Origin of the sequence: Psychrobacillus sp. MER TA 171, from assembly GCF_023713305.1 — a bacterium.
GTDB lineage: Bacteria > Bacillota > Bacilli > Bacillales_A > Planococcaceae > Psychrobacillus.
Genome location: NZ_JAMAWN010000022.1, coordinates 40315 through 64805, shown reverse-complemented (window position 1 = coordinate 64805; position 24491 = coordinate 40315). Strand labels below are relative to the sequence as shown.

Sequence of the window (24491 nt, the reverse complement as noted above, 5' to 3'; positions counted from 1 at the left end):
TCAAGCATAGATAAAACTAGCGCTTGATCACAACGAGCATATCGTTCAAAGACGGTTGGTGAAAAATCACCTTCACGTGTTCTAGGAACACGCAATGTAATCTTTCCGATACTCATAGTCAAATCGCGTTCATAATAACCATTCCGGTAATCACGACGTTCTCCCGAACGCTCATAAGCAGCCACTTGTAAGTGCTCATCTCGTTCTTTTTCCATAAATTCATTCAGTACAATAACGATAGTAGATTTTATCAAAGCCTCCATATTCGAATTTAATACCGAGTCTTTTAAAATATCCATATCTAGGTTAAACTTTAATTGGGTCATCTTAATTCCTCCACATTGTTTATCGTCGTTGAAAACATTGTACCCAAGAGGGATTAATTTGACCCTTTTACTTTTTACACAATTATACGGACTTAATCCATAAACCAGTTGAAACTGACCCATAAATGAAAGAAAAGTGCCCATAAACGTGAGACCCGCCCATAAACTAGCGGGAAGTGTCCCATAAAGGGGTGGAAAGCGCCCATAAACCAGTTGAAACTGACCCATAAATGAAAGAAAAGTGCCCATAAGCGTGAGAATCGCCCATAAACTAGTGCAAAGTGTCCCATAAAGGGTTTGAAAGCGCCCATAAACTAGTTGAAACTGACCCATAAATGAAAGAAAAGCGCCCATAAGCGTGAGACCCGCCCGTAAACTAGTGAAAAGTGTCCCATAAAGGGTTTAAAAGAGCCCATAAACCAGTTGAAACTAATCCCTCAATCAAACTCATAAAAACCTACATATACTCTCTTAAATGTTTCATCACAAATAGGTTTAATTACCAAATTAATGGTATCTTTCTTAACTTAATTTTGCTAATCTAAAATTGAGGTGATGACTATTGATTATCAAAAAATATGCGAAATCGGAACAACTGAAAGCAATGAGATTATTATTGAATCGACTACCTTCGAAGCACCCGTTTTATCCCAAGCTAGCCACAGAAATACAGACAACGATGGCAGGTGACTATGGCGAGGAAATGGTTTATAGAGAATTGGAGAGGATGCGTTTACCTTATAATTATTTTTTATTACATAAGGTAATGCTGCGTACGGAAAAGTTATTTGAAATTGATTTTCTATTACTAACCCCTTTTGGTGCAGTTATTCTTGAAATAAAAAACATTATTGGATTGCTCGAATTTAAAGTGAATCCTTCTCAGATAATACAAACCAAAGATAATGGCGAGATTAAAAAGTACCCTTGCCCCGTTAATCAGTTAAATGAGTATTCCTATTTATTGTCTAATTTCTTTACACATCATAATCTTACGATACCAGTCTTTGGCGCTATTGTTTTTGCCTCTAAAAATAGCCATGTTAAAACTACAAACAATGATACGACCATTCTTTATAAGAATGAGGTCTATTCATTCCTTCGAAATCTCCAAAATAAATCTACTATAGTATCCGTTTCTAAACTGAATCAGGTAAAAAATCTGATTTTAAAGCATGATTCCCCATTTGAATTTTTTCCATTAACGAAACATTATTCAATAGAAGTAAGTGATTTAATCTCAGGCGTAGCTTGTGAAGGCTGTGGACAGGTAGGTATGAATAAAATTAAAAATATTTGGTATTGTACAAGCTGTCAGTATGCTGACAAATATGCTTCTCTAAAATCACTTCAGCATTATTTTTGGCTATATGATGACATTCTGACCAATAAAGCTTGTAGACAATTTTTACTCTTGGACAGCCGTTATGAAGTGAAGAGGCTATTAAGGAAAGCCAACCTCTTAAAATTAGGAAAATATAAAACTACACAGTATAAAAAGAAAAATTAACTTCCCTGCACAAAACTTTTTTAAAATGATTCATTTCTCCCCTTTTTAATTTCACCTAAATTATTACCAATTAAATAAGTTTCCAATTATCGAAAACGATCAGCTAGAAGCTTATTCCTCTCAGGCGCATGAGGGTGGGATTTAAAATAGGAGACTGGCTTTCATTTTACGCCGATATGTTACGTGAAATGAAAAAAATGATTCGTGTGACATATGTATCAATTCAATATTTACGAAATGAATTTTCAGAATAAAAAGGATGTTTGAACTTAACATGAGGTGGTATGTAGTGTAGTATAGAAAACATTAAAAAGGAAAGGAATGATTCATTATCAGTTCGGGAGAGTTACCCTATACAGAACAGATGGACCACGCATTCAGAGGAGTACATGGTTTCGGTTACGATGAATTAAGAAATAGTCAAACATTGAGAGCAAAAGTTGAGAAACGTCGTCAGGCAGATCACGAAAAAAGTATGCAGCTTGCAGCTAAGCTCGATGCTCGTGCTTTCCGAGGTTAATTTAAATAGAAGACAAAAATCCATGCAGTCTAGGCTGCGTGGATTTTTTAGTTAACACTATCGCCGTAGTGATATGCATTCTCAATTAGAGTTATCTTATTGAAAATGATAGTGTCATAAAGTACCATGCGGATGAACCTAATTTTTCTCTTATAATTGTTATATATTATCAATAAGAAAGTGTTTCAAAAGATTTGCAAGGGACTTCAGTTTGAGTTAAGATTAGAATGATAATAAATTAGAATGGTTATACATTTCTAGTTACTTAATGGAGGTTATTAAATGTCGACTTTAGTTATTAAGGATTTACACGTCGCTATCGACGGTAAAGAGATCTTAAAAGGTGTTAATTTATCCCTTAACACAAATGAAATTCACGCTATCATGGGTCCAAACGGTACTGGTAAGTCTACTTTGGCTTCAGCTATCATGGGTCATCCTAAATATGAAGTTACTTCTGGTTCGGTTGAATTAGATGGTGAAGACGTATTAGAAATGGAAGTGGACGAGCGTGCTCAAGCTGGTTTGTTCCTTGCAATGCAATATCCAAGTGAAATCACTGGAGTAACTAATGCAGACTTCTTGCGTTCAGCTATCAATTCTCGTCGTGAAGAAGGCGATGAAATATCTCTTATGAAATTCATCCGCGAATTAGACAGCAAGATGGAATTCCTAGAAATGGATCTTGATATGGCACAACGTTATTTAAATGAAGGATTCTCAGGTGGAGAGAAAAAACGTAACGAGATTCTTCAATTAATGATGCTTAAGCCTAAATTCGCTATTTTAGATGAAATTGACTCTGGTCTAGATATCGATGCACTTAAAGTTGTATCTAAAGGAATCAATGAAATGCGTGGAGAAGGCTTTGGTAGCTTAATCATCACTCACTACCAACGTTTACTTAACTACATCACTCCAGACCATGTACACGTAATGATGCAAGGTCGCGTTGTTAAATCTGGCGGTCCTGAGCTAGCTCAAAAATTAGAAGCTCAAGGTTATGACTGGATTAAAGAAGAATTAGGAATTGAAGACGAGACAGTTGGACAAGAAGCATAAGAAAGGGGACGCATGACATGACGGTTGAAACGAAATTGGCATTAACCGAACAGGATATTCGCTCCTTTTCAGAAGGTCACCAAGAACCAAGCTGGATGACGGATTTTCGTCTTTCTGCTTTAGGTCAAGTGGAAACACTTCCAATGCCAACACCAGACAAAACTAAAATTACAAATTGGAATTTCACTGAATTTCCTGCTCATACTGTAGAAAGCACTACATTCTCTTCATTGGATGAACTTCCTGAAGAAGTGAAGGCGCTTGTTCATGCAGATGAGCAAAAAAATATTTATATACAACACAACAATACACCTGCTTACCTATCAGTAACAGATAATTTAAAAGCACAAGGTGTAATCATTACTGATATTTATACTGCTGCACGCGAACATGGCGAGCTTTTACAAAAATATTTCATGACAGATGGCGTTAAAGTTAATGAACATAAATTAACTGCACTTCATGCTGCATTATTAAACGGTGGAGTATTTGTATACGTACCGAAAAATGTTGTAATTGAAGAACCTGTTCAAGTTATTTATCTACATGACAACGAAACTGCTTCTTTATTCAACCACACATTGCTTGTGGCGGATGAAAACAGTTCAGTGACTTATGTAGAAAACTATTTGTCTACAGTAGAACATTCAAACGGTTTAGCTAACATTGTTTCTGAAGTAATTGTGAAGGATAATGCGAAAGTTACTTTCGGTACAGTAGATGTTCTTGCAGAAGGATTTACTACTTATGTTAACCGTCGTGGAGTAACTAGCCGTGATGCTGTAATTGAATGGGCTCTTGGAATGATGAACGATAGTGATACTATTTCTGAAAATGTTACTCATTTAGTTGGGGACAACTCAGAAGGTCATGTAAAAATGGTTGTTGTAGGTCGTGGAACTCAAAAACAAAACTTTACAACAAAAGTTATTCACTGGGGTAAACATACAGAAGGACAAATCCTTAAACATGGTGTTATGAAGGATGCTGCATCTTCTATTTTCAACGGTGTTGGTAAAATTGAATTTGGCGCTACAAAAGCTAATGCTGAACAAGAATCTCGCGTTCTTATGTTAAGCGAAAAAGCTCGCGGAGATGCTAACCCGATTTTATTAATCGACGAAGACGATGTAACTGCAGGTCATGCTGCATCGGTTGGTCGTGTTGACCCACTTCAGCTGTACTACTTGATGAGTCGTGGTATTTCTAAACAAAATGCAGAGCGTCTAGTAATTCATGGATTCCTTGCACCAGTAGTTAATGAACTACCAATCGAAGGCGTGAAGAAACAGCTGACGGAGGTAATTGAAAGGAAAGTTCGCTAATGCTCAATACAAAAGAGATTCGAAGCTATTTTCCAATTTTAAATCAAGAAGTTAATGGTCATCCACTGGTCTATTTAGATAGCGGTGCTACTTCTCAAAAGCCGATTCAAGTGATTGAAGCTATTAAGAAGTATTACGAATTTGATAATTCCAACGTTCACCGTGGTGTGCATACACTTGGTAACCGTGCAACGGAAAGCTATGAAGGCGCACGCGAGAAGGTTCGTGGATTTATAAATGCTAAATCGTCGAAGGAAGTTATCTTTACTCGTGGTACTACTACTGCAATTAATACAGTGGCACAAAGCTATGGTCTTGCAAACGTAAAAGAAGGCGACGAAATTGTAATCACGTATATGGAGCATCACTCTAACATTATTCCTTGGCAGCAATTGGCGAAGATAACGGGAGCGACGCTTAAATATATTGACTTAGAAGAAGACGGTACATTATCTTTGGAAAAAGTTCGTGAAACAATTACAGATAAGACTAAGATTGTATCTGTCGTATACGTTTCTAATGTATTAGGCACGATGAATCCTATTAAAGAAATTACTCAAATCGCACATGATCATGGAGCTGTTATGGTAGTGGACGGGGCACAGGCTGCTCCTCACTTGAAGCTCGATGTACAAGCGTTAGATTGTGATTTTCTAGCCTTTTCTGGGCACAAAATGTGTGGTCCAACCGGTATCGGAGTTCTTTACGGGAAAGAGGCTTTACTTGATGCAATGGAGCCAATTGAATTTGGCGGAGAGATGATTGACTTTGTAGGTTTACAAGAGTCTACTTGGAAGGAACTGCCTTGGAAGTTTGAAGGTGGAACGCCAATCATTGCTGGAGCAATCGGTTTAGCTGCTGCTATAGATTTTCTGGAAGAAATCGGCTTGTCCGAAATCGAAAAACATGAGCATGAGCTTGCTGCCTATGCCATGGAAAAAATGTCTACAATTGAAGGCTTAACAATCTACGGACCTCAAGATCCATTGAAGCGAGCTGGAATTGTTACCTTTAATTTAGATGAAGTACATCCTCACGATGTTGCAACAGTCCTTGATATGAATGGTATTGCTATTCGTGCAGGACATCACTGTGCGCAGCCACTTATGAAGTGGTTAAAAGCTACTGCAACTGCTAGAGCAAGCTTCTACATTTATAATTCTGAAGCGGATGTAGATCTTCTCGTTGCCGGCTTACGCACTGCTAAGGAGTATTTTGGAGATGTCTTCTAATTTAGATCAATTATATCGACAAGTTATTATGGATCATTACAAAAATCCTCGCAATAAAGGTAGTATTGAGGATGGCGCATTGACAATAGATATGAATAACCCTACCTGTGGAGATCGTATCCACTTGACTATTCAAGTGGAGGATGGCGTTGTACAAAACGCAAAATTCGATGGTGAAGGATGTTCCATTTCTATGTCTTCTGCATCTATGATGACGCAAGCGATCAAAGGTAAAAATATAGATGAAGCACTTAAGCTTTCCCAAATCTTTTCTGATATGATGCTTGGAAAGGAATATGACGATTCTATTGACCTCGGAGATATCGAGGCTTTAAACGGCGTATCTAAATTTCCAGCACGTATCAAATGTGCAACTCTTGCATGGAAAGCAATGGAAAAAGGCGTTTCAGAAGAAAAGAAATAAAATTAGAACGGAGGAAATACGATGGCAAAAAAAATGCCTGAAATTGGTGATTACAAATATGGCTTCCACGATAAAGACGTATCCATTTTCCGTTCAAAACGTGGTTTAACGAAAGAAATCGTTGAAGAAATTTCCCGTATGAAGAATGAACCACAATGGATGTTAGACTATCGATTAAAAGCATTAGAAATTTTCTACTCTAAAGCAATGCCACAATGGGGCGGAGATCTAGAGCCATTAAATTTCGATGAAATCACATATTATGTAAAACCATCTGAACAAACTGAAAAATCTTGGGATGAAGTACCAGAAGAAATCAAAGCAACTTTTGATAAATTAGGTATCCCTGAAGCAGAACAAAAATACCTTGCTGGTGTTTCTGCACAGTATGAATCTGAGGTTGTTTACCATAACATGAAGCAAGAGCTCGAAGACCTGGGAATCGTATTTAAAGATACTGACTCTGCACTTCGTGAAAACGAAGATCTTTTCAGAAAACACTTTGGTACAGTAATCCCTTCTTCTGACAACAAATTTTCTGCCCTTAACTCAGCAGTATGGTCAGGTGGATCATTTATCTATGTACCACCAGGCATAAAAGTGGATACTCCACTTCAAGCATACTTCCGTATTAACTCAGAAAATATGGGTCAATTCGAACGTACACTAATCATTGTTGATGAAGGTGCTTCTGTACATTACGTTGAAGGATGTACGGCTCCTGTTTACACAACTAACTCACTTCACAGTGCAGTAGTTGAAATTATCATCAAAAAAGATGCTTATTGCCGTTACACTACTATCCAAAACTGGGCAAACAACGTATATAACTTAGTTACAAAACGTGCTGTTTGTGATGCTAACGCAACGATGGAATGGATTGATGGTAACATTGGTTCTAAGCTTACAATGAAATATCCAGCAGTTATCCTTAAAGGTGAAGGCGCACGTGGAATGACACTTTCTATCGCTATCGCTGGTAAAGGACAACACCAAGATGCTGGTGCTAAAATGATGCATTTAGCTCCAAATACTTCTTCTACTATTGTTTCGAAATCTATTTCTAAACAAGGTGGTAAAGTAACGTACCGCGGAATCGTTCACTTTGGACGTAAAGCAACAGGAGCACGTGCTAACATTGAATGTGATACGTTAATCATGGATAATCAGTCTACTTCTGATACAATTCCATACAACGAAATCTTGAACGATAATATTTCTCTAGAGCATGAAGCGAAAGTTTCTAAAGTGTCAGAGGAACAATTATTCTACTTGATGAGTCGTGGTCTAAGTGAAGAAGAAGCAACTGAAATGATCGTAATGGGCTTCATCGAGCCATTCACAAAAGAACTTCCAATGGAATATGCGGTAGAAATGAACCGTCTGATCAAGTTTGAGATGGAAGGTTCAATCGGTTAATAAATTAATAATTAGTCGTTTCAAATTTATGGCGATTTGTTATTTAGGTGAAGGCGAACTTTATAGTTCGTCTTCTTTTTTTTAGGTTAGGTTAAAGGCTAGAGTTGTTTTTTCTTGAGGAGATTTAGTTTAAAAAATGGGTTTCATCTAATCTAATATTCAAGTATTCCTTGGACTGATGAACAATGGAAAACAAGAATCTTGATAGCAAGCCTTATTTGAGTAATGGGTACTTTAGAAAAATATGGCTATCATTTCGATGGTCTATTTTTTTGTGCAATATATTAAGTTGATCTCAGAATATGCATTGTGAAATGTTACACTTAAATAACGCAACTGTTTAGTTTAAGAATATATGTTCTGGAGTAGTAAAGAAAATAAAGAAAAAATAGAAAAGTGGTTTTTTATGATAATGAAAATGGATATTCGATGTCATTTTTACGGTGAAGAATTTTCTCCAAAAGTGGTTGAACAACTAACGGGTCTTACATTAGTGAAAAAAATTGAAGTAGGGGAAACTTTAAGAGTAGGAATAAATAAAGGAAACGCTTCTGATTATGGTTGCGGTCAACTATGTCCTCCAATAGAATTTCAAGGGAATGAAGATTTTGGACTTGGCTGGATGGCTTTAAACTTATCAAAACAGATAGAGGTCCTTCGCAGATGTGGTACAGAGAAGATTGAATTTATAATTGGAGTTTGGTATGACAAACAGTGCAATCTTGTATTTGAACCTGAGTCACTTAAGTTAATTGGTGAATTAGGAATTCCTTTGCAAGTAAGCTGTTACGAGGATTACTAATTCTTCTTAAACTTACAGGTAGCTTTAACAAAATGTCGGCATCATTTCGATGGTCTATTTCAAAGCATTAAGTTATTCTTAAGTTGATCTCAGACATGCTTTGTGAAATGTTACCATTAATCTAAGCGGCAGGTTAATTATATAAGTTCGAATACATTTTTTATGCAGAGACTTGAATAAGGGGTTGAGGTTTTGGTACAGGAAATAGTGATAGAGGTGGATTTGGACTCATTAGAGAAGAAGTCAAACATTATGGGCAATATTAGTTTTAGTATTGATTATCATCATTATTTTCCAGAACAAGACTGGTCAGACTTTGTAGTTATCGTTTTATCTTGGTGGATAAAATCCTGTAAGGGAATTATTATTTCTGAAATAGGGAGAACATATGAATTCGATTTTATGGATGGTACTCCAATTGTTTTGGCTAAGAAGATAAGCAGTGACAAAGCTGAACTCTCATTTTACGAAAATAGTTCATCGAAAGTCCTCTTTAAAGTAGAGTGTACTATTAAACAATTAAGAGATAGTTTACTGTCTACTTCCAAAAAAGTAATGAGAGCAATAGACAAAGAGAAGTGGCAAGATGATGATAGTGAAGAATTAAAAGATTTGGTAAATTCCTTAGAAAAATACCCTTTTTAATGACCTGAAAAGCATTTAATCTTATTCAACTAACTGCTATTTAAACTTCAAGAAGGAGTAAAGCGTTTTTTCTTATTGAACTGAAGGTGCAGTATGTTGAACAAGAAATTTTGAATAATTACTATTTATATAGAACGTCTATTCTGTATTAGGGGGATGAATATGACAAAAAAGGCGTTACTAATTATCGATGTTCAAAATGGAATGTTTCAAGAAGGAAATGTCGTCTTTAATGGTGAAGGATTACTAAAAAAAATAGATGATTTAATAAAAGAAGCACGATTAACTGAGACATCAGTTTTTTATATCCAACATAATGCACCTGCTGGAAAACCATTAGAATCGGGAACAGATGGGTGGAAGATCCATTCAAAAATTGCACCTGAAGATGAAGATATATTAATACAAAAAGCAACTCCAGATTCATTTTTAAATACATCTTTAGATGAAGAGTTAAAAAAAAGACGGATTGAACATTTATACATTACTGGGATTCAAACGGAACTTTGTGTAGATACAACATGTAGAAGGGCATTTAGTATGGGATATAAGGTGACTTTAGTTTCGGATACACATAGTACCTGGGATTCTAATGAGTTGACAGCACAACAAATTATAAATCATCATAATAGTGCCTTGAATTGGTTTGCAGATGTTTATTCGAGTAGCGAGATTAAATTCAACTGATTTTGACATAACCATCCGAATAAACAAGCGGATGAGTCTGGGGATAAAGGGGATTAATATGAATATAGAACCTAAAAGGAAGGTCTGGGGGAAAGGTTCAGTAGTAATTATTGTACTTATTATAACTTTCATAACTTGGTATTATCCATTATCGTTTTTTAGCCTCTATCAAAGCGTAACATATCATCCTGATTCGAATACTCATAATGGCAAAACCTACGAAGAAGAGATTGGCGAGTTTAAAGCTGCCTATGAGGAGGATCTAAAAAAGGATTTAGAAACTGATAATTACAATCCTACGGTAAATCGTACTCAATTTATTCTTCCAATTTTTGAACAAGAATGGCTAATCGGCACGGACTCTAAAACAATTGACAAAGATAAACTGGATCGAATGCTTTTCGATGTACAACAGGCAAGAAATACCCTATTACACCTTGTCACTGAAGGAGATTATTCCAGAGAAGAAAGGGGATACCTGGTTGATAGTATAAATAATTTCCTGAACTTGGAAGATTATATTAGATTTATTAGAAACGGCAAATATTTTTCGAGAAGTGATTTGCAAAGGATGTTAAGTAATTTACAAGGATATTTCTGGGCAAGTTTTAATATCTATACCACCGTTTTTTATGATGAATCTCATAAATGAAATTTTGAAGCAATTGGTTACAATTGTTTAATAAGCGTCGCTGTTCTAATTTAACCAACGGGTAGCTTTAGTATAAAGCCATATCAATGTAAAATGAGCCAGGAAAATATCCTAGCTCATTTTTTATGTGTATTTTAAATAAACCTTAACCTTTAACATAGCCTTTTTTAATTAAATTTGGCTAGGTTAAAGTTAATGGTTGATTTTGACTAACAATCCTTTTTTTTAGTGACTGTAAACATTAAGATAGAAATATTCAAACGGCTATTAAGAACATAAATAGATTATGAAACTGGGGTTGGTGATAGTTTTTCAGCTTTATTTTTGAGAGTAAATTAATTAGCACGTTTATCGTTGCTAAAGCTGTTCCCGTTTATTGATTGGAGCACCAGACGGCGACTCCTACGGGATGGGTGAAGGCTTATCGCTCACCCCGAGGAAAGCGTCCAGCTGGAGCGGAAATCGAATTCTACTTTGGTGATTATAAGATTTCTTTGCATTATAAATCATCCTCCCCTTTAACTAAGCTTTTTTTATTTCTTATCAATATATAAAAATTCCCAAATCACATTAGTGACTAGGGAAAAGTAATTTAGTTATTCATATCCTGAATTCCAGGGCTATGCTCATTTGGCATATCAGGCATTAAAGGTACCGGAAATCCTTTTGGAGGATCAACTACGGAAAGTGTGCCGTCGTTACGACTCGGGCTCTGACCTTGGAATATTTCGCCTATGCGAGTTGGGTCCAGCCTAAAGTTGAATTGTGCATTATGGTATCCCATCTCTACATATTTTCTGCATTCTGGATATTTATTTATATCGTAGTTTGGTACAGGGAATAGCTTGCCCCAATCCACGCCTAACGTTTCTAAAGCTTTAGCAAATGCGTTTTGGTGAGCATTATCTCGAACTATAAGAAAAGCTAGGGTCTCTCTGAACGTTTTGTTAGAACTCATTTCATAAATACGTGTTTTTTGAAGCACACCTGTTGACTCAAGGACAAGGTTATTTAGCAAATCGGCGATCAGGTTTCCATGAGAATATACCCAAGATCCGTTCCAAGGGTTCCCTGCTGCATCAAACGGAATAGATGCCTGTGCGCCAATGATGAAATGGTGTGGGTTCGCATGTCTCGTAGCATCATTTAGCGGTGCATTGTCTACTCCAGCATTACCTGGAATAGCTGACTCACCAGAATTATTTAGAAGTTGATTGATTGTGTTTTGTACTAGCTCTACATGTGCGATTTCCTCTAGGAAAATTCCGCGGAGTAGATCTCTAAACTGAGTGTCTTTCCCTCGGAAATTCGAGCTTTGAAAAAAGAATTGCATCATAGTTCTCATCTCACCATAATGGCCACCTAGTATTTCTTGTAATACTCTCGCTGCTTCCGGATCTGGACGGTCAGGCATAATAGGATTTATTAGTTCCTCTTTATAGTAATACATGCTAGTTCCTCTTTTCTGGATTCAAATTAGATTATACTTTCGTACATGTTTTATGTTGTACTAATAATGGCGGTTTATTCCTGTACTAAAGATTTTCATTGAAAGATATCTGGGTTTATATAAACTAAGGAGGAAGACAATATTATTGTTTTGCGGAAGGAAATAATGGGGAGATATAAAGAAGTAAATGCGGAAGCTAAAAAGTATAGATTTAATAAAATAGTAAAACACAAAATAATAGAAAACTCCTTTCTTAAGGATGCACCACAAGATTACATAGATTCTTTAGTGGAAGTTGGATATGGTGCAGTGTCAGATGGTTATTTTATGTTCTATTCAGGCTAATTGAGGCTGAGAAAATCTATGATACTTCGGTAAATCCAAAAATTAAACACATATTATTATTCGGAGATAATTTTACAGGGGACGCGATGGGATTTTTACCTCATGAAGATTGGGCAAGGCAATAGTTGAAATTTGGCACGAGGACTTATACATTTGGCAGAGAGAAGAAAGTTCTTTTAGCGATATAGTAAAAAAAGCTTTCGCGAAGGAACTTTAAAATTTAGCGCAACAGTTTGAGTAATTATCGCAACACTTACAGAGAAAAGCGCAACACTTTGAGATTATCTGCAACACATCTGCAACACTTTATTTTCCCGCAACAGTTCGAGTAATATGCGCAACACTATAGCTCGTACCTGCAACACTTACCTAGAAAAGCGCAACACTTTGAGATTATCTGCAACACATAGGCACTTTCCATCAACTCATTTTTTTGTCTGTTTGATGAGGGAAATGATATGATAATTAGTAATAACGAAGAGGTGGTTTAATGATAAAAATTGGGTTAACTGGTTGGGGGGATCATCCAGATCTTTATGTTTCTTCGCCTAGGGAGAAGCTGCAGGATTATAGTGCACATTTTCCGATTGTCGAGTTGGATGCATCGTTTTATGCGATTCAGCCGCAGCGAAATATAGAAAAGTGGATTCGGGAGACACCTGATAATTTTCAGTTTATCGTGAAAGCCTATCAAGGGATGACAGGGCATTTGAGAGGGGAGAATCCTTTTAAGTCTCCAGAGGAAATGTTTGAAAGCTATCGTCAGATGCTTGGGCCGCTTAAGGATGCGGGGAAGCTTGCGATGGTGCTTGTTCAGTTTCCACCTTGGTTTGAGTGTGAGAAGGATAATGTGCAATATATGAGAAGAATTCGAGAGGAGCTAAAGGATTTTGAGGTGGTCATTGAGTTTCGCCACCAGTCCTGGTATCTTCCGGAGTATAAGGATTCGACTCTTCAATTTTTAAAGGATAATCATTTTCACCATAGTGTCTGCGATGAGCCACAAAATGGTGAAGGGAGTATACCTGTAGTGCCGGTTGCTACTTCTGATAAAGTGTTGGTCCGTCTACATGGGAGAAACTTTTATGGGTGGAAGAATCCAGGGAACAACGAAAAGTGGAGAGAAGTCCGCTATTTATATGATTATAATGAGCAGGAGCTTGCTTATATTCAGTCAGTTTGTGAGGTTTTATCTAAACAGGCTTCCGAGGTGCTTGTTGTATTCAATAATAACTCTGGTGGTCATGCGGCTAAAAATGCTAAAGCCTTTCAGCAAATGCTTAATATAGAATTTGATGGACTTGCGCCTAAGCAATTAAATCTTTTCGAAGGGGATTTTTAAATGGAATGGTTTTTATTAGTACTGAGCGGGCTTTTTTCAGGGACGATCGGTGCACTAGTGGGATTAGGAGGCGGGGTTATTTTAGTACCAGCCGTGCTATTCCTTGGTACGACGCTGGATTTGATTCCTAATATTACGCCTCAGAGTGTTGTAGGTTTATCTGTTGTTATGATGATTTTTATTGGTCTGTCTTCTACGCTTTCTTATATGAAGTCTAAGACGGTGGATTTTAAAAGTGGATTTATATTTTTTATAGGAAGTATCCCGGGAACCATTTTAGGTGCTTGGGTAAACAAAGGATTAGATCTCCCTTCGTTTAACCTATACTTTGGTATATTGCTTGTCATTTTATCCGTTCTTTTGCTAGTTCGTAAATATTTGAAGCCCGTTCAATGGTTTGTCAAGCATGGCAAGAAGCGTACCTTTGAGGATGGGGAAAATACATATGTATATGGATATCCAGTCTGGTTTGCACTAGCTTTAACCTTTTTTATAGGTTTTGCTTCCGGGTTGTTTGGAATTGGTGGAGGCTCGATGATTGTGCCGGCCATGATTCTATTATTTCTGTTTCCGCCCCATGTGGCAGTCGGAACGTCTATGTTTATGGTCTTTTTATCGTCTATTGTGAACTCTGCTACACATATATCTTTAGGAAACGTACCATGGCTATATACCATTCCTGTCATCCCTGCCGCCTATATTGGTGCTAAGATAGGTGCTAAGCTCAATAAAAAGCTAAACTCGGAAACGCTTGTGACAGCACTTAGAATAGTACTGCTATTGCTAGGAATAAGATCTATTATAGATGGGCTATTTTAATAAAGGCGAGCGATAGCCCGCATAAAAAAGAGGTGAGAAAGCTGAGAGAGACCATTCATATTTATCATACAAATGATTTGCATAGTCATTTAGAAAATTGGCCGTCTATCCATCACTTTCTCTCTGAAAGACGTAAAAAGCATGCAAGCGATTCCTCTCTGATATTAGATATCGGTGATCATGTGGATCGCTCGAATATATACACAGAGGGGACACTTGGGAAGGGGAACGTGAAGCTCTTAAATGAAGCCCGATATGATTATGCAACGATTGGAAACAATGAAGGAATCACATTGAGTCACGAAGAATTGGATTCATTATATGAACAGGCTAAATTCGAGGTCATAGTTTCCAATTTTACGGATTTGGAAGGGAATATCCCTAGGTGGGTGAAGCCTTATAAAATTCATCAGACGGCCTCTGGAATACGAATTGGGATTATAGCTGCTACTGCGGATTATAGTGTTTATTATGAAAAGCTTGGGTGGAGATTGCAGGATCCTCTTCCTAGACTGCAGGCAGTTGCTGATCAGATTTCTCCTCATGTCGATGTCCTTATTTGTATGTCTCATTTAGGAAAGTCTAAGGATGAAGAGCTATGTGAGCTGATACCGTCTCTGGACTTAATTTTAGGAGCACACACGCATCATTTGTTCGAGGAAGGGAAAATGGTTGGGAATACATTGCAGGCCGCTACAGGGAAATTTGGGATGTATGTGGGCTATGTGAGTCTTGAATATGACCATTCCATGAAAAGAGTTGTTTCTAAACAGGCTGTTGTCTACCCTACAGACGAGTTGCCAGTCCCTCAAAATGCAGGACACACGATGGAAAATTGGGAGCGAATCGGTAAAGAAAAGCTATCTTATCCTGTTTTTACAAGCAATTCCTTGTTAAAAAAAGAGTGGTTCAATGGGTCTGAGTTAGCGAATTTCTTTGGAAAGGCATTGCTAGCATACACGAATGCAGATTGTGCCATGTTTCCTGCAGGAATTTTCTTAAAGGATTTACCGGAGGGACCTGTCACTGCTTGGGATCTACATCAATGCCTGCCTCACCCCATTAATCCATGTATCGTTACATTAAGTGGAGCTGAGCTGCTAGAGGTGATGGAGCTTTCAAAAAACGAAAAATGGCCAAATTTAGAAGTGAAGGGTCTCGGATTTCGTGGTAAGTATTTAGGGGCTATTTTATTTGAACAGGTTGAACAAGATATGCATGGGCAGCTTTTGATTAAAGGTGAGCCATTAACGCTACATCAAACGTACCGACTGGCGACGCTAGACATGTTTACTTTTGGATTTTTCTTTCCTTCCTTTAAGACCGCGAAGAAACAATATATTATGCCAGAAACTATTCGGGACGTTATAAAATGGTATGGAATAAAGGAAGAGCATAAATGTAGGGCATAATAGACCTCCTCGTTACATAAAAGTAATGAGGAGGTTTTTTCGTTGTTTTATCGCAAAAAGAAGAAGCGTTTCATATTTTTTAGCACTCAACGCAAATTAGCCATCTTTTTAACATGCTTTTTATTGTCAGTGGCTTGGGTATTCTATTATATAAATGCGCAACTAACTCCCACTTACTTACAATATGCTGAAGTGCAAACGAACAAGATTGCATCTATGGTAATAAGTAAGGCGATTAACTCGCGTACGGCAAATGTTCTAGATGTAAACGATATTATTGAAGAGGTTCCTTCGGATAGCAAAAATATGGTCACAACCAAATTCAATACAGAAATTATTAACCGAGTGCTATCTGATACAAATAGTTTAGTACAATCCCATTTAGAACAGGCTGAACAAGGGAATTTATCAAGTCTTCCTTACTTGGATGATATTGAGTATGATAAGCAAACAATGGAAGACCAAGGTGGAGTCGTATTTTTTGTTCCGATGGGGCAAGCAACGAATATACCTTTGATCGGGAACTTAGGTCCAAAAATACCTATTCGATTCCACGTGATCGGAAACGTTCAGTCAAATGTGGTGCCTACTATTACCGAGTTCGGTATTAATAATGCGTATGTAGAAATTAGTATCCACATTAAGGTGAATGTACAAATCATCGTCCCGCTTGCTAGTAAAATGAGTGTAGTGGAACAGAATATACCAGTAGCCATGGGTCTAGTTCAAGGGCAGGTTCCTCACATTTATACAGGTGGGGATGGGTCGGCTGCTCCATCGGTGGAGGTACCTATACCGTTACCGGAAGATTAAAAAAACTTCATTTTTCTTAAATTACTGTTAGAATAGATAAAAATGAATAATAAATAGGTAGAGGCCGCATTGCTTAATAGTATGTTACGGGAGGGTGACTCCAAGGATCGTAATAGAAAGGAAGTTTTGCCGAAACTAAGTATGTCTAGTCAAGGATGCTTAGTTGGGGTTATTTTGAACAAGAATAACACTGTCATGTATATGGGGACATATAGATGGGGAGCTACAAAAGTGAAACAAAGTGTTATAACTAAAATTTCATGTATAAGCCAACCTATAAAATACTATAGGTTGGCTTTTCTATTTTCAAGGAGGAACAGTTTTGGAGAATACAATTTTTTCGTTAGTGCCACCGCTATTGGCAATCATCATGGTTTTATTGACAAAAAGGGTCTTGTTATCGTTAGGAGCAGGTATTCTTTCTGCAGCCTTACTAGTAGAGGAATTTAGCCCTGTTGGATCTTTGTTAATGTTATGGAATTCCTTTAAAATCTCTTTTTGGGATGGGGGTTTAAATGTATATAACATATATATTTTATTGTTCATTCTCTTGTTAGGTGTAGTTACTGCTTTTGTCAGCCTGTCAGGAGGAAGCACAGCTTTCGCTAATTGGGCGATCAAGCGAATTAAAACGAAAAGAGGCTCTAAACTATTAACAGCCTTTTTAGGAATCATTATTTTTGTGGACGATTATTTTAATGCATTAGCAGTAGGGCAAATTGCAAGACCAATTACGGATTCGCATAAGGTTTCTCGTGCAAAGCTAGCCTATTTCATCGATTCTACATCAGCACCGATATGTGTAATCTCACCAGTTTCTAGCTGGGGAGCATTTTTGATAAGCCAGCTAGGTGTTATTTTCACAACACATGCTGTAACAGAATATACTCCGCTAGAAGCTTTTATCACAATGGCGCCTATGAACTTCTATGTAATAGCTACTTTGGCGATCGTATTCTTTACGGCTTGGACAGATTTTGATTTATTTGAGATGAAGAAGCATGAAAAGCGTGCGAAGGAAACAGGAGTATTATTTGATCCTAATAAAACTAATCCGGGAGATATGGATGGAGATTTTCCTGACAATCAGTATGGGAAAGTGATCGATTTATTACTTCCAATCATCTCTCTAGTAGTGGTGACGTTAGGGTTGATGTTCTGGACGGGCTATCAGTTGTCCGGAGGAAGTTTAGATATATTTGTCATCTTTGAAAATACAGATGTTCCTTTTTCATTATTTATAGCTGGATTGGTAGCAAGTATTTTAGCTTTCCTGTTATACGCTCGCCAATTCAAGGTTAACCCAAATGCTAACATGAGCTACGTGTGGAAGGCTTTACGTACAGGCATTCAATCTATGCTTCCTGCCATTTTGATTCTTGTATTCGCATGGGCATTATCTTACCTTATTACAGCCTTAGAAACAGGTGCATTCCTTGCAACGATTGTTACAGAAAATAATATCCCAGTAGGTATTATTCCAGTATTACTGTTTGTGCTGACTGCTTTTATGGCCTTTGCTACAGGTTCATCCTGGGGTTCGTTTGGTATCTTGCTTCCGATTGGTGCAAGCATTATTATGGCAATCGATCCTCAGCTATTGCTACCAGTATTAGCAGCAGTATTGGCAGGAGCAGTTTTCGGAGACCATTGTTCACCGATTTCGGACACTACGATCATGTCGGCTACGGGAGCTGGAGTTAATGTCATTGATCATGTGATGACACAGCTGCCTTATGCAATAACTAGTGCGATAATAGCTGCAATCGGATACTTAGTATTAGGATTGACAGGCTCTGTCATGATAGGATTAATAACAGTAGTAGGAATCCTCATTCTATTATTTGGGTTTTGGACCCTTAGTAATAAAAGTGGGAACAAGTATTCTATTTAGCTTTTTTAGAAGGTTGTTTGAATTCAAATAATATGGTACATTGACAACAGTGAAGTCAGATTATTTGAAATGGGGGATGGAATCGTGACATCATGTAAGCCACCAAAAGAACAACATGAGCGCAAGCCTGAATGGCTCAAAATAAAGCTAAATACGAATGAAGATTATAAAGGCTTAAAAAAATTAATGCGCGAAAACAATCTAAATACTGTGTGTGAAGAGGCAAGATGCCCTAATATTCATGAGTGCTGGGGATCTCGTCGTACTGCTACATTTATGATTCTTGGAGCAATTTGTACAAGAGCATGTCGCTTCTGTGCTGTAAAAACTGGCCTTCCAAATGAATTAGATTTAGCTGAGCCAGAACGTGTGGCAGATTCAGTTGTTATTATGAATCTTAAGCATGCGGTAGTGACGGCTGTAGCAAGGGATGACTTAAAAGATGGCGGCTCAGAGGTTTTTGCAGAAACGATCCGTGCAATTCGAAGAAAAAATCCTTTTACTACAATTGAAGTTCTTCCATCGGATATGGGGGGCATTGAGCAAAACATCCGTAACATTATGGATGCGAAGCCAGATATCCTGAATCATAATATTGAAACGGTACGTCGATTAACTCCTAGAGTTAGAGCACGTGCACAATATGACCGTTCTTTAGAATTATTAAAGCGTGCAAAGGAAATGCAACCAAGCATTCCTACAAAGTCTTCGTTAATGCTAGGTTTAGGGGAAACGTTTGAAGAAATCATTGAGGTTATGGATGATTTACGTGCAAATAACGTTGATATTATGACTATTGGTCAATATTTGCAGCCTACGAAAAAACATTTAAAGGTTCAAAAATATTATTCTCCAGCTGAGTTTGGAGAATTGCGTAAGATAGCAATGAGTAAGGGTTTTTCACATTGTGAGGCAGGCCCGCTTGTAAGAAGTAGCTATCATGCAGATGAGCAAGTTAATGCTGCTGCGAAGCAAAGACAGCAACAAGGTGAGGAATTACTAGCTGTTCAAGAGTAATAGCTAATGGATGGTGAATGTATGATAATAGCAGAAGGCTTCACTTATGAAGTAATAGAAGATTACCGTGATGCGTTTAAAGAGGAAGCTTTTTTGGAGCGTTACAGCGAAATTTTAACAAAGTACGATTATATTATGGGAGACTGGGGATATGGTCAGCTTCGCCTAAAAGGATTTTTCGAGGATCGTAACCAAAAGGCAACATTCGATACGAAAATTAGTACGATGAAGGATTATTTGTACGAGTATTGCAATTTTGGCTGTGCTTATTTCCTTGTTAAAAAAACAGGTGTGGCTCCAAAACCAGTAGTTTTAGAGCTAGTAAAAGATAAACAAGAAAACCTTGAGCAGGATCAGTTATGATCTAGCTCAAGGTTTTTTTCTGTAGTAGAGTTATCATGAAAAGTAGGGTTCTGAGTCATAATAATACCCTTTGGCTTTCTGCAGAACAAGCTTCTTGAGGTGAGCAAAGAGAATAAGCTATCAAGACTCAGTTTCGCTGTTATTTTTCTTAAGAATAAGATTAACTTTTTCTACCATTTCAACAATCTCAGGGTGTATTCTATTCTCTTCTTCTAAGATTGAATTAGCTGAATCTATTTCTTTGAACACACCTTGTATTGATTTTAATTGATTCATCTGCTCGGATGTTGGTGGCTTGTTGTCGATTTGGTAAAGTAAGTTGATTAGGTTCGCTAAAGAGACTACTGTTAGCTCTGGATTTAGGTTAGTGGCCATTTCCAACAATCTCTCTGCATTACTAATATCCTCTATCATTGGACCGATGGCCAGCCATCTCTTTTCCTCATCTTGAAGATCTTTCTCACTTTCTTGAATAAAGGAAGCGTTAGTTGTAAAGGCCATGTCTATGAATTGAAATGCTTCCTGAAAAAAGGCATAGGATGCGGTCTCATTATAGTGATTATTTGTGTTTTCTTTTTTGTAAAAGGTTTCTTTCAAGTATCCTTGTTCATCTTTATCAAACTTGAAACTCTGTACAGTTCTATCAGAGTGCTGCGCTTTAATCATGACAATTAATGGTTTTTTTTCAAAAGTGGTTGTACTAAAATCTATATAGCCTAATTGAACATATTCATCAAAAAGAGGATAGGTTTTATCACCGTCTTTAACGACCAACAACCACTTCTGCCCATCATCCCATCCATAACGGCCGTTCTCCATTTTTCCTGCATCCACATGCAATTCAATTATTTCATCTTCTCCATCCTCATCGATGTCAATTGATGCCGTTTTATAAAGCGCATATGGATACTTTTCAATATCTTTTGCCAGAATCATAGAATAATCCCTGTTCGCTTCCTCACTCATCGCCAACTCTAGTGTGTTTTTTTCCTCCTCTAGATTGTCTTTTTCTAATGAAAGTTGTTCTAGCTGCTTTTTAAGCTTGTTAATTTCGTTGGCTTGATCTGTGTCTGACTGATCAGTGCAGCCCACAAGTATACCTATTAAACATACTATGCCCAGTAAAAACCCTCTCATTTTATTATTTCCCCCTATATATCAGTAATAAATATTAATTCTCTATTCTTTTGCTTATACCTCTTTCAATTATCTAATTGAAAGAAAAGAATTGATTTCCGCTCATATGAGTGTGCTTAGGTTCAAACACAAAAAGTTATGGCGCTTAATAACCATTAAACATCTATTTTTAGAAATATTTAGTGTGTTAATATGTTATAAGAGAAATAGTAATTGCTATAAAAATACTATTTGGAGGAAAGAGAGTGAATTCAAACACTAACCGTTTAGCATACAATGAAACAGAAATTTACTGGAAGAATTATCAGAGATTTTTTCCTGAAGAATTGCGTATAAATGACAATAACCTACCTGCTGAAGAATGGTGGGTTTGGAATGACTATCATATACATCTAGAGCGAATGACTGCTTTGGATTCGAACATTAAAGTTGTTTTACTACATGGTGCAGGTGGAAACGGGCGACTATTGGCTCCCTATGCTCTGATGCTACAAGCAAATGGATATGATGTTGTATCTCCAGACCTTCCTCCTTATGGTCTTAGTTACACCGAGTCAGTGAAATCCATGGAATACTATGACTGGATAGAAATAATTTCAGAGTTTATTAAACAGGAATTCAACCGAGACGGTAAGCCAATTGTTTTATTAGGGGCAAGTATCGGAGGCATGCTAGCATATCATGTGGCTAGTATGAGTAAGCAAGTGAAAGGTTTAATTGTTACGACTTTTGTAGATACAAGTAATCAGAGGGTTCGTGATTAAATTGCCCCCAATAAGTTAATTAGCCGACTAGGTAAATTCACGTTGGATTGCTTCCCTCTTGTATTAGATTCGTTTCTGATCTCCGTTTCTAAAGTATCAAGAATGAAGTTAATCACAAATAATTATGAACTGACGAAACTAATTATTCAAGATTCTCGAGCTGCGGGGACAAAAATTCCTTTGCGATTTCTAAGAACCTTTTTAAATGCGAAACCAATTATTGAACCTGAATATTTTGATGTTTGTCCTATATTACTTGTCCATCCTGAAGTAGATCCGATGACGCCATTTAAATTAAGTGAATCTTTTTATAAACGACTGAAATGTAAGAAGAGATGTGTAATTTTAGAAGGAGCTGGCCATTTTCCTATAGAACAACCTGGAGTCGAACAAATGAAAACAGCTGTCCTAGCCTTTTTGAATGAGATAGAAAATACTTTTGAGTCAAAAGAAGATTAGATGGGGTAAATAAATAAAATGAGCATAGAAGCATCGCTTCCAGCTCATTTTTTTGTGCATTATAACTTAACCATTTAAGAAATGCTCTCTCCCAAGTGTGTTCAGAGAGCTTTTCTGATCATGTCATGGACATAATTTAACTCAGTAATTCTCTTAAATATTCTCTAAGCTCTAATGCTTCCTCTTCGGATCTATTAAAAATATGCTCTAGGTAGCCCGGCTCTTCTACGTCATCTGAACCTATGATGGCTGACCGATTGTATTGTATATCCATTACAAGAACTTTTCCAAAAAATCGAGAGCTCTGTACGATCGCTAAGTCGTAACGCTGAGACTCGCCTGTAAATCCAACAAACCTTGTTTTTGTATCTTCGACATCGTCATATAAAAAGAATCGCTCCACCCTTGACACTCCTTCCTTACCTAACAATTATGGTACTATAGAATAGAAGTAGATATCAACGAAAACAAGAAATTAGGAGGCTGTACCATGTATTTTGTGGACCGTAAAAGTATCGCAATGACACTAAAGCATATGAGAGAATTGTTAGTGTTAATTGATGGCAATAAAGACTGGAATGAAAATGAAATTACCAAGTTAGCCCTGGAGCGAGTTGGACAAAATATGATTGAGTCTGTTATAGATGTAGGTAATTCTATGATTGATGGCTTCATCATGAGAGATCCAGGTGGCTATGACGATATAATTGATATTTTGACCGATGAAAAAGTTATTACACCTGAAATGGATGCCCCATTAAAAGCTGTGATTGAAATGAGAAAAGAGCTTGTAAGACATTTCTTTTCCGTTGACCATAAGCAATTAGAAAGTGTATTGGTGGAAAACCTTCCTTATTTAAAACAGTTCCCTGAAAGAGTAGAAAATTATTTAATTAACGAACTTGGACCAGTTTCGGCATTTTTACCGGAGGACTCCGATGTCCGCCTATAAAGGGTACTTTTTAGATTTAGATGGAACTGTTTATAAGGGACAAACACCAATTCGTGAAGCTGTCGATTTTGTTCATTATTTGCAAAATAAAGGAATCGAGCCTTTCTTTGTAACAAATAATTCATCGATGACTCAAAAGCAATTACAGCAGAAGCTCGCAAAGATGGAAATACGAACATCAGAGGAGCAAATCATTTCTTCTAGTATTGCTGCAGCAAATTATATTGCAGAGCATTATCCTGCAAAAAGTGTTTTCATGATCGGGGAAGAGGGACTAAGCGATGCTCTAGCCTCCGTTGGGATTGAGACGACTGATGAGCTAGCGGAAGTTGTCGTAATGGGAATAGACCATCAGGTCAATTATGAGAAGCTTGCGCAGGCTTGTTTATCAGTGAGAGCAGGAGCGGCATTTATTTCTACTAATAGTGACCATGCGTTTCCAAGCGAGAGAGGGTATCTTCCTGGGAATGGTGCATTCACGAAATTAGTAGAGCATTCTACTGGTGTTGAGCCAATTTTTACTGGAAAGCCACAGCCATTTATGCTGGAGTTTATTCAAAAAAAATATGGCTTTAAAAAAGAAGAGATGGTTATGATCGGAGACAACTATCAAACAGATATCCTTACAGGGATACACATGGGCATTGATACAGCTCACGTCAATACAGGAGTCAATCGTACGGAAGAGCTACAGATGTTATTGAAAAAACCGACTCATTTCTTAGAAACCTTACATGATTGGATAAAATAAATAGTATTAAAAAATGAAAAAAAGGCACTTCCTGTTCGATTGAACAGAAGAGTGCCTTTTTTTCTATTAGTTAAAAAATATTTTAAAATCAGATTTGCGGCTGCTCTTAAAACAAAGGATTTTCTTCAATATATTTGTATATATTAGACACTAATTCTTCAGAGGAATTACCTTCGACGACATCCCCATTTACGATGGCGAATAGCGTTTCAGAGCATAGAGAACAATAGCTGAGGCAGCCATATTCTAGTACGTCTAAATCTGGATCTTGTTCTAATATATCAAAAGCTTCTTGTGAACCATTTGCAAGGTTGCTTATACAAAATTCAACCATTGGATTCATAGCTGTCACCTCACTACATCGTCATG

28 protein-coding genes and 1 riboswitch are annotated in these 24491 nt (G+C 37.2%); of the genes, 23 read left to right on the top strand and 5 right to left on the bottom strand.

Annotation, left to right across the window (positions count from 1 at the left end; genetic code table 11):
- Positions 1–326, bottom strand: a 326-nt coding sequence (locus tag M3627_RS16620; RefSeq protein ID WP_251556648.1) for a transposase, incomplete at its 3' end; no start/stop codon positions are given.
- Between the two features lie 562 nt (positions 327–888).
- On the opposite strand from M3627_RS16620, the gene M3627_RS16615 reads away from it, so the two are divergent.
- From M3627_RS16615 to M3627_RS16565, 11 genes are all read left to right on the top strand, one after another.
- The gene (locus M3627_RS16615; RefSeq protein ID WP_251556647.1) at positions 889–1836 is read left to right on the top strand and encodes a nuclease-related domain-containing protein; all 948 of its coding nucleotides are present in this window, start codon (positions 889–891) and stop codon (positions 1834–1836) included.
- Between the two features lie 364 nt (positions 1837–2200).
- On the top strand, positions 2201–2356 hold the full coding sequence (locus tag M3627_RS16610; RefSeq protein ID WP_169359628.1) for a YuzK family famiily protein: 156 nt from the start codon (positions 2201–2203) through the stop codon (positions 2354–2356).
- Between the two features lie 282 nt (positions 2357–2638).
- Positions 2639–3418: a Fe-S cluster assembly ATPase SufC gene (sufC, locus tag M3627_RS16605; protein WP_169359629.1), complete on the top strand. Its 780-nt coding sequence runs from the start codon at positions 2639–2641 to the stop codon at positions 3416–3418.
- A 17-nt stretch (positions 3419–3435) separates the two neighbouring features.
- Positions 3436–4743: a Fe-S cluster assembly protein SufD gene (gene sufD, locus M3627_RS16600; RefSeq protein WP_251556645.1), complete on the top strand. Its 1308-nt coding sequence runs from the start codon at positions 3436–3438 to the stop codon at positions 4741–4743.
- Complete coding sequence (locus tag M3627_RS16595; protein WP_251556643.1) at positions 4743–5975, top strand: cysteine desulfurase; 1233 nt, start codon at positions 4743–4745, stop codon at positions 5973–5975. The genes sufD and M3627_RS16595 overlap by 1 nt, the downstream gene beginning before the upstream one ends.
- Complete coding sequence (gene sufU, locus M3627_RS16590; protein WP_169359632.1) at positions 5965–6399, top strand: Fe-S cluster assembly sulfur transfer protein SufU; 435 nt, start codon at positions 5965–5967, stop codon at positions 6397–6399. Before M3627_RS16595 ends, sufU begins: the two co-directional genes overlap by 11 nt.
- 21 nt (positions 6400–6420) lie before the next feature.
- Positions 6421–7818, top strand: coding sequence for a Fe-S cluster assembly protein SufB (sufB, locus tag M3627_RS16585; protein ID WP_251556641.1), 1398 nt, complete (start codon positions 6421–6423; stop codon positions 7816–7818).
- A 406-nt stretch (positions 7819–8224) separates the two neighbouring features.
- Positions 8225–8620 carry a hypothetical protein gene (locus M3627_RS16580; protein WP_251556639.1) on the top strand — a complete coding sequence of 132 codons (396 nt, stop codon included), beginning with the start codon at positions 8225–8227 and terminating at the stop codon, positions 8618–8620.
- A gap of 192 nt (positions 8621–8812) precedes the next feature.
- Positions 8813–9265, top strand: a complete 453-nt coding sequence (locus tag M3627_RS16575) for a hypothetical protein (RefSeq protein ID WP_251556637.1) — start codon at positions 8813–8815, stop codon at positions 9263–9265.
- A gap of 162 nt (positions 9266–9427) precedes the next feature.
- A complete protein-coding gene (locus M3627_RS16570) occupies positions 9428–9952 on the top strand; it encodes a cysteine hydrolase family protein (protein ID WP_251556635.1) in 525 nt (174 codons plus the stop codon).
- Positions 9953–10010: 58 nt separating this feature from the next.
- Positions 10011–10604, top strand: coding sequence for a hypothetical protein (locus M3627_RS16565; RefSeq protein ID WP_251556633.1), 594 nt, complete (start codon positions 10011–10013; stop codon positions 10602–10604).
- 592 nt (positions 10605–11196) lie between these two features.
- Here M3627_RS16565 and M3627_RS16560 read toward each other — a convergent pair.
- Complete coding sequence (locus tag M3627_RS16560) at positions 11197–12054, bottom strand: manganese catalase family protein (RefSeq protein WP_251556631.1); 858 nt, start codon at positions 12052–12054, stop codon at positions 11197–11199.
- 165 nt (positions 12055–12219) lie between these two features.
- Here M3627_RS16560 and M3627_RS16555 point away from each other — a divergent pair, with 165 nt between their 5' ends.
- The 8 genes from M3627_RS16555 (at position 12220) to M3627_RS16520 (ending at position 20059) form a co-directional block, all read left to right on the top strand.
- Positions 12220–12399, top strand: a complete 180-nt coding sequence (locus M3627_RS16555; protein ID WP_251556630.1) for a hypothetical protein — start codon at positions 12220–12222, stop codon at positions 12397–12399.
- Positions 12400–12889: 490 nt separating this feature from the next.
- Complete coding sequence (locus tag M3627_RS16550; protein ID WP_251556628.1) at positions 12890–13741, top strand: DUF72 domain-containing protein; 852 nt, start codon at positions 12890–12892, stop codon at positions 13739–13741.
- Positions 13742–14560 carry a sulfite exporter TauE/SafE family protein gene (locus M3627_RS16545; RefSeq protein WP_169359636.1) on the top strand — a complete coding sequence of 273 codons (819 nt, stop codon included), beginning with the start codon at positions 13742–13744 and terminating at the stop codon, positions 14558–14560.
- 32 nt (positions 14561–14592) lie between these two features.
- Complete coding sequence (locus M3627_RS16540; protein WP_353056477.1) at positions 14593–15972, top strand: bifunctional metallophosphatase/5'-nucleotidase; 1380 nt, start codon at positions 14593–14595, stop codon at positions 15970–15972.
- 42 nt (positions 15973–16014) lie between these two features.
- Positions 16015–16785, top strand: a complete 771-nt coding sequence (gene yunB / locus M3627_RS16535) for a sporulation protein YunB (RefSeq protein WP_285841733.1) — start codon at positions 16015–16017, stop codon at positions 16783–16785.
- Positions 16786–16835: 50 nt separating this feature from the next.
- Positions 16836–17019: riboswitch (Lysine riboswitch) on the top strand.
- A gap of 88 nt (positions 17020–17107) precedes the next feature.
- Positions 17108–18679: a Na+/H+ antiporter NhaC family protein gene (locus tag M3627_RS16530; RefSeq protein ID WP_251556625.1), complete on the top strand. Its 1572-nt coding sequence runs from the start codon at positions 17108–17110 to the stop codon at positions 18677–18679.
- A gap of 69 nt (positions 18680–18748) precedes the next feature.
- Positions 18749–19696, top strand: a complete 948-nt coding sequence (lipA, locus tag M3627_RS16525; protein ID WP_205964058.1) for a lipoyl synthase — start codon at positions 18749–18751, stop codon at positions 19694–19696.
- A gap of 21 nt (positions 19697–19717) precedes the next feature.
- Positions 19718–20059: a YutD family protein gene (locus M3627_RS16520; protein ID WP_169359687.1), complete on the top strand. Its 342-nt coding sequence runs from the start codon at positions 19718–19720 to the stop codon at positions 20057–20059.
- Positions 20060–20179: 120 nt separating this feature from the next.
- Here M3627_RS16520 and M3627_RS16515 read toward each other — a convergent pair whose 3' ends face one another.
- Positions 20180–21196: a hypothetical protein gene (locus tag M3627_RS16515; RefSeq protein WP_251556624.1), complete on the bottom strand. Its 1017-nt coding sequence runs from the start codon at positions 21194–21196 to the stop codon at positions 20180–20182.
- 245 nt (positions 21197–21441) lie between these two features.
- Here M3627_RS16515 and M3627_RS21120 point away from each other — a divergent pair, with 245 nt between their 5' ends.
- Both M3627_RS21120 and M3627_RS21115 read left to right on the top strand, forming a co-directional pair.
- A complete protein-coding gene (locus M3627_RS21120) occupies positions 21442–21960 on the top strand; it encodes an alpha/beta hydrolase (RefSeq protein ID WP_251556623.1) in 519 nt (172 codons plus the stop codon).
- Positions 21961–22062: 102 nt separating this feature from the next.
- A complete protein-coding gene (locus M3627_RS21115; RefSeq protein ID WP_251556622.1) occupies positions 22063–22419 on the top strand; it encodes an alpha/beta hydrolase in 357 nt (118 codons plus the stop codon).
- A gap of 136 nt (positions 22420–22555) precedes the next feature.
- Here the strand turns inward: M3627_RS21115 and M3627_RS16500 are convergent, their stop codons facing one another.
- Positions 22556–22822, bottom strand: a complete 267-nt coding sequence (locus M3627_RS16500) for a DUF3055 domain-containing protein (protein WP_169359644.1) — start codon at positions 22820–22822, stop codon at positions 22556–22558.
- Positions 22823–22909: 87 nt separating this feature from the next.
- Here M3627_RS16500 and M3627_RS16495 point away from each other — a divergent pair, with 87 nt between their 5' ends.
- Positions 22910–23371 carry a DUF86 domain-containing protein gene (locus M3627_RS16495; RefSeq protein WP_251556621.1) on the top strand — a complete coding sequence of 154 codons (462 nt, stop codon included), beginning with the start codon at positions 22910–22912 and terminating at the stop codon, positions 23369–23371.
- Positions 23358–24122 carry a TIGR01457 family HAD-type hydrolase gene (locus tag M3627_RS16490; RefSeq protein ID WP_251556620.1) on the top strand — a complete coding sequence of 255 codons (765 nt, stop codon included), beginning with the start codon at positions 23358–23360 and terminating at the stop codon, positions 24120–24122. The genes M3627_RS16495 and M3627_RS16490 overlap by 14 nt, the downstream gene beginning before the upstream one ends.
- 106 nt (positions 24123–24228) lie before the next feature.
- Here the strand turns inward: M3627_RS16490 and M3627_RS16485 are convergent, their stop codons facing one another.
- A complete protein-coding gene (locus M3627_RS16485) occupies positions 24229–24465 on the bottom strand; it encodes a YuzB family protein (RefSeq protein ID WP_251556618.1) in 237 nt (78 codons plus the stop codon).
- Positions 24466–24491: the final 26 nt, after the last annotated feature.

Excerpts from the sequence above, each read along its gene's own strand:
- M3627_RS16610 (WP_169359628.1), top strand. The coding sequence starts at position 2,201 with ATGGACCACGCATTCAGAGGAGTACATGGTTTCGGTTACGATGAATTA.
- sufC (WP_169359629.1), top strand. The coding sequence starts at position 2,639 with ATGTCGACTTTAGTTATTAAGGATTTACACGTCGCTATCGACGGTAAA.
- sufD (WP_251556645.1), top strand. The coding sequence starts at position 3,436 with ATGACGGTTGAAACGAAATTGGCATTAACCGAACAGGATATTCGCTCC.
- M3627_RS16595 (WP_251556643.1), top strand. The coding sequence starts at position 4,743 with ATGCTCAATACAAAAGAGATTCGAAGCTATTTTCCAATTTTAAATCAA.
- sufU (WP_169359632.1), top strand. The coding sequence starts at position 5,965 with ATGTCTTCTAATTTAGATCAATTATATCGACAAGTTATTATGGATCAT.
- sufB (WP_251556641.1), top strand. The coding sequence starts at position 6,421 with ATGGCAAAAAAAATGCCTGAAATTGGTGATTACAAATATGGCTTCCAC.
- M3627_RS16580 (WP_251556639.1), top strand. The coding sequence starts at position 8,225 with ATGATAATGAAAATGGATATTCGATGTCATTTTTACGGTGAAGAATTT.
- M3627_RS16570 (WP_251556635.1), top strand. The coding sequence starts at position 9,428 with ATGACAAAAAAGGCGTTACTAATTATCGATGTTCAAAATGGAATGTTT.
- M3627_RS16565 (WP_251556633.1), top strand. The coding sequence starts at position 10,011 with ATGAATATAGAACCTAAAAGGAAGGTCTGGGGGAAAGGTTCAGTAGTA.
- M3627_RS16560 (WP_251556631.1), bottom strand. The coding sequence starts at position 12,054 with ATGTATTACTATAAAGAGGAACTAATAAATCCTATTATGCCTGACCGT.
- M3627_RS16555 (WP_251556630.1), top strand. The coding sequence starts at position 12,220 with ATGGGGAGATATAAAGAAGTAAATGCGGAAGCTAAAAAGTATAGATTT.
- M3627_RS16550 (WP_251556628.1), top strand. The coding sequence starts at position 12,890 with ATGATAAAAATTGGGTTAACTGGTTGGGGGGATCATCCAGATCTTTAT.
- M3627_RS16545 (WP_169359636.1), top strand. The coding sequence starts at position 13,742 with ATGGAATGGTTTTTATTAGTACTGAGCGGGCTTTTTTCAGGGACGATC.
- lipA (WP_205964058.1), top strand. The coding sequence starts at position 18,749 with ATGGGGGATGGAATCGTGACATCATGTAAGCCACCAAAAGAACAACAT.
- M3627_RS16520 (WP_169359687.1), top strand. The coding sequence starts at position 19,718 with ATGATAATAGCAGAAGGCTTCACTTATGAAGTAATAGAAGATTACCGT.
- M3627_RS16515 (WP_251556624.1), bottom strand. The coding sequence starts at position 21,196 with ATGAGAGGGTTTTTACTGGGCATAGTATGTTTAATAGGTATACTTGTG.
- M3627_RS21115 (WP_251556622.1), top strand. The coding sequence starts at position 22,063 with ATGAAGTTAATCACAAATAATTATGAACTGACGAAACTAATTATTCAA.
- M3627_RS16495 (WP_251556621.1), top strand. The coding sequence starts at position 22,910 with ATGTATTTTGTGGACCGTAAAAGTATCGCAATGACACTAAAGCATATG.
- M3627_RS16490 (WP_251556620.1), top strand. The coding sequence starts at position 23,358 with ATGTCCGCCTATAAAGGGTACTTTTTAGATTTAGATGGAACTGTTTAT.
- M3627_RS16485 (WP_251556618.1), bottom strand. The coding sequence starts at position 24,465 with ATGAATCCAATGGTTGAATTTTGTATAAGCAACCTTGCAAATGGTTCA.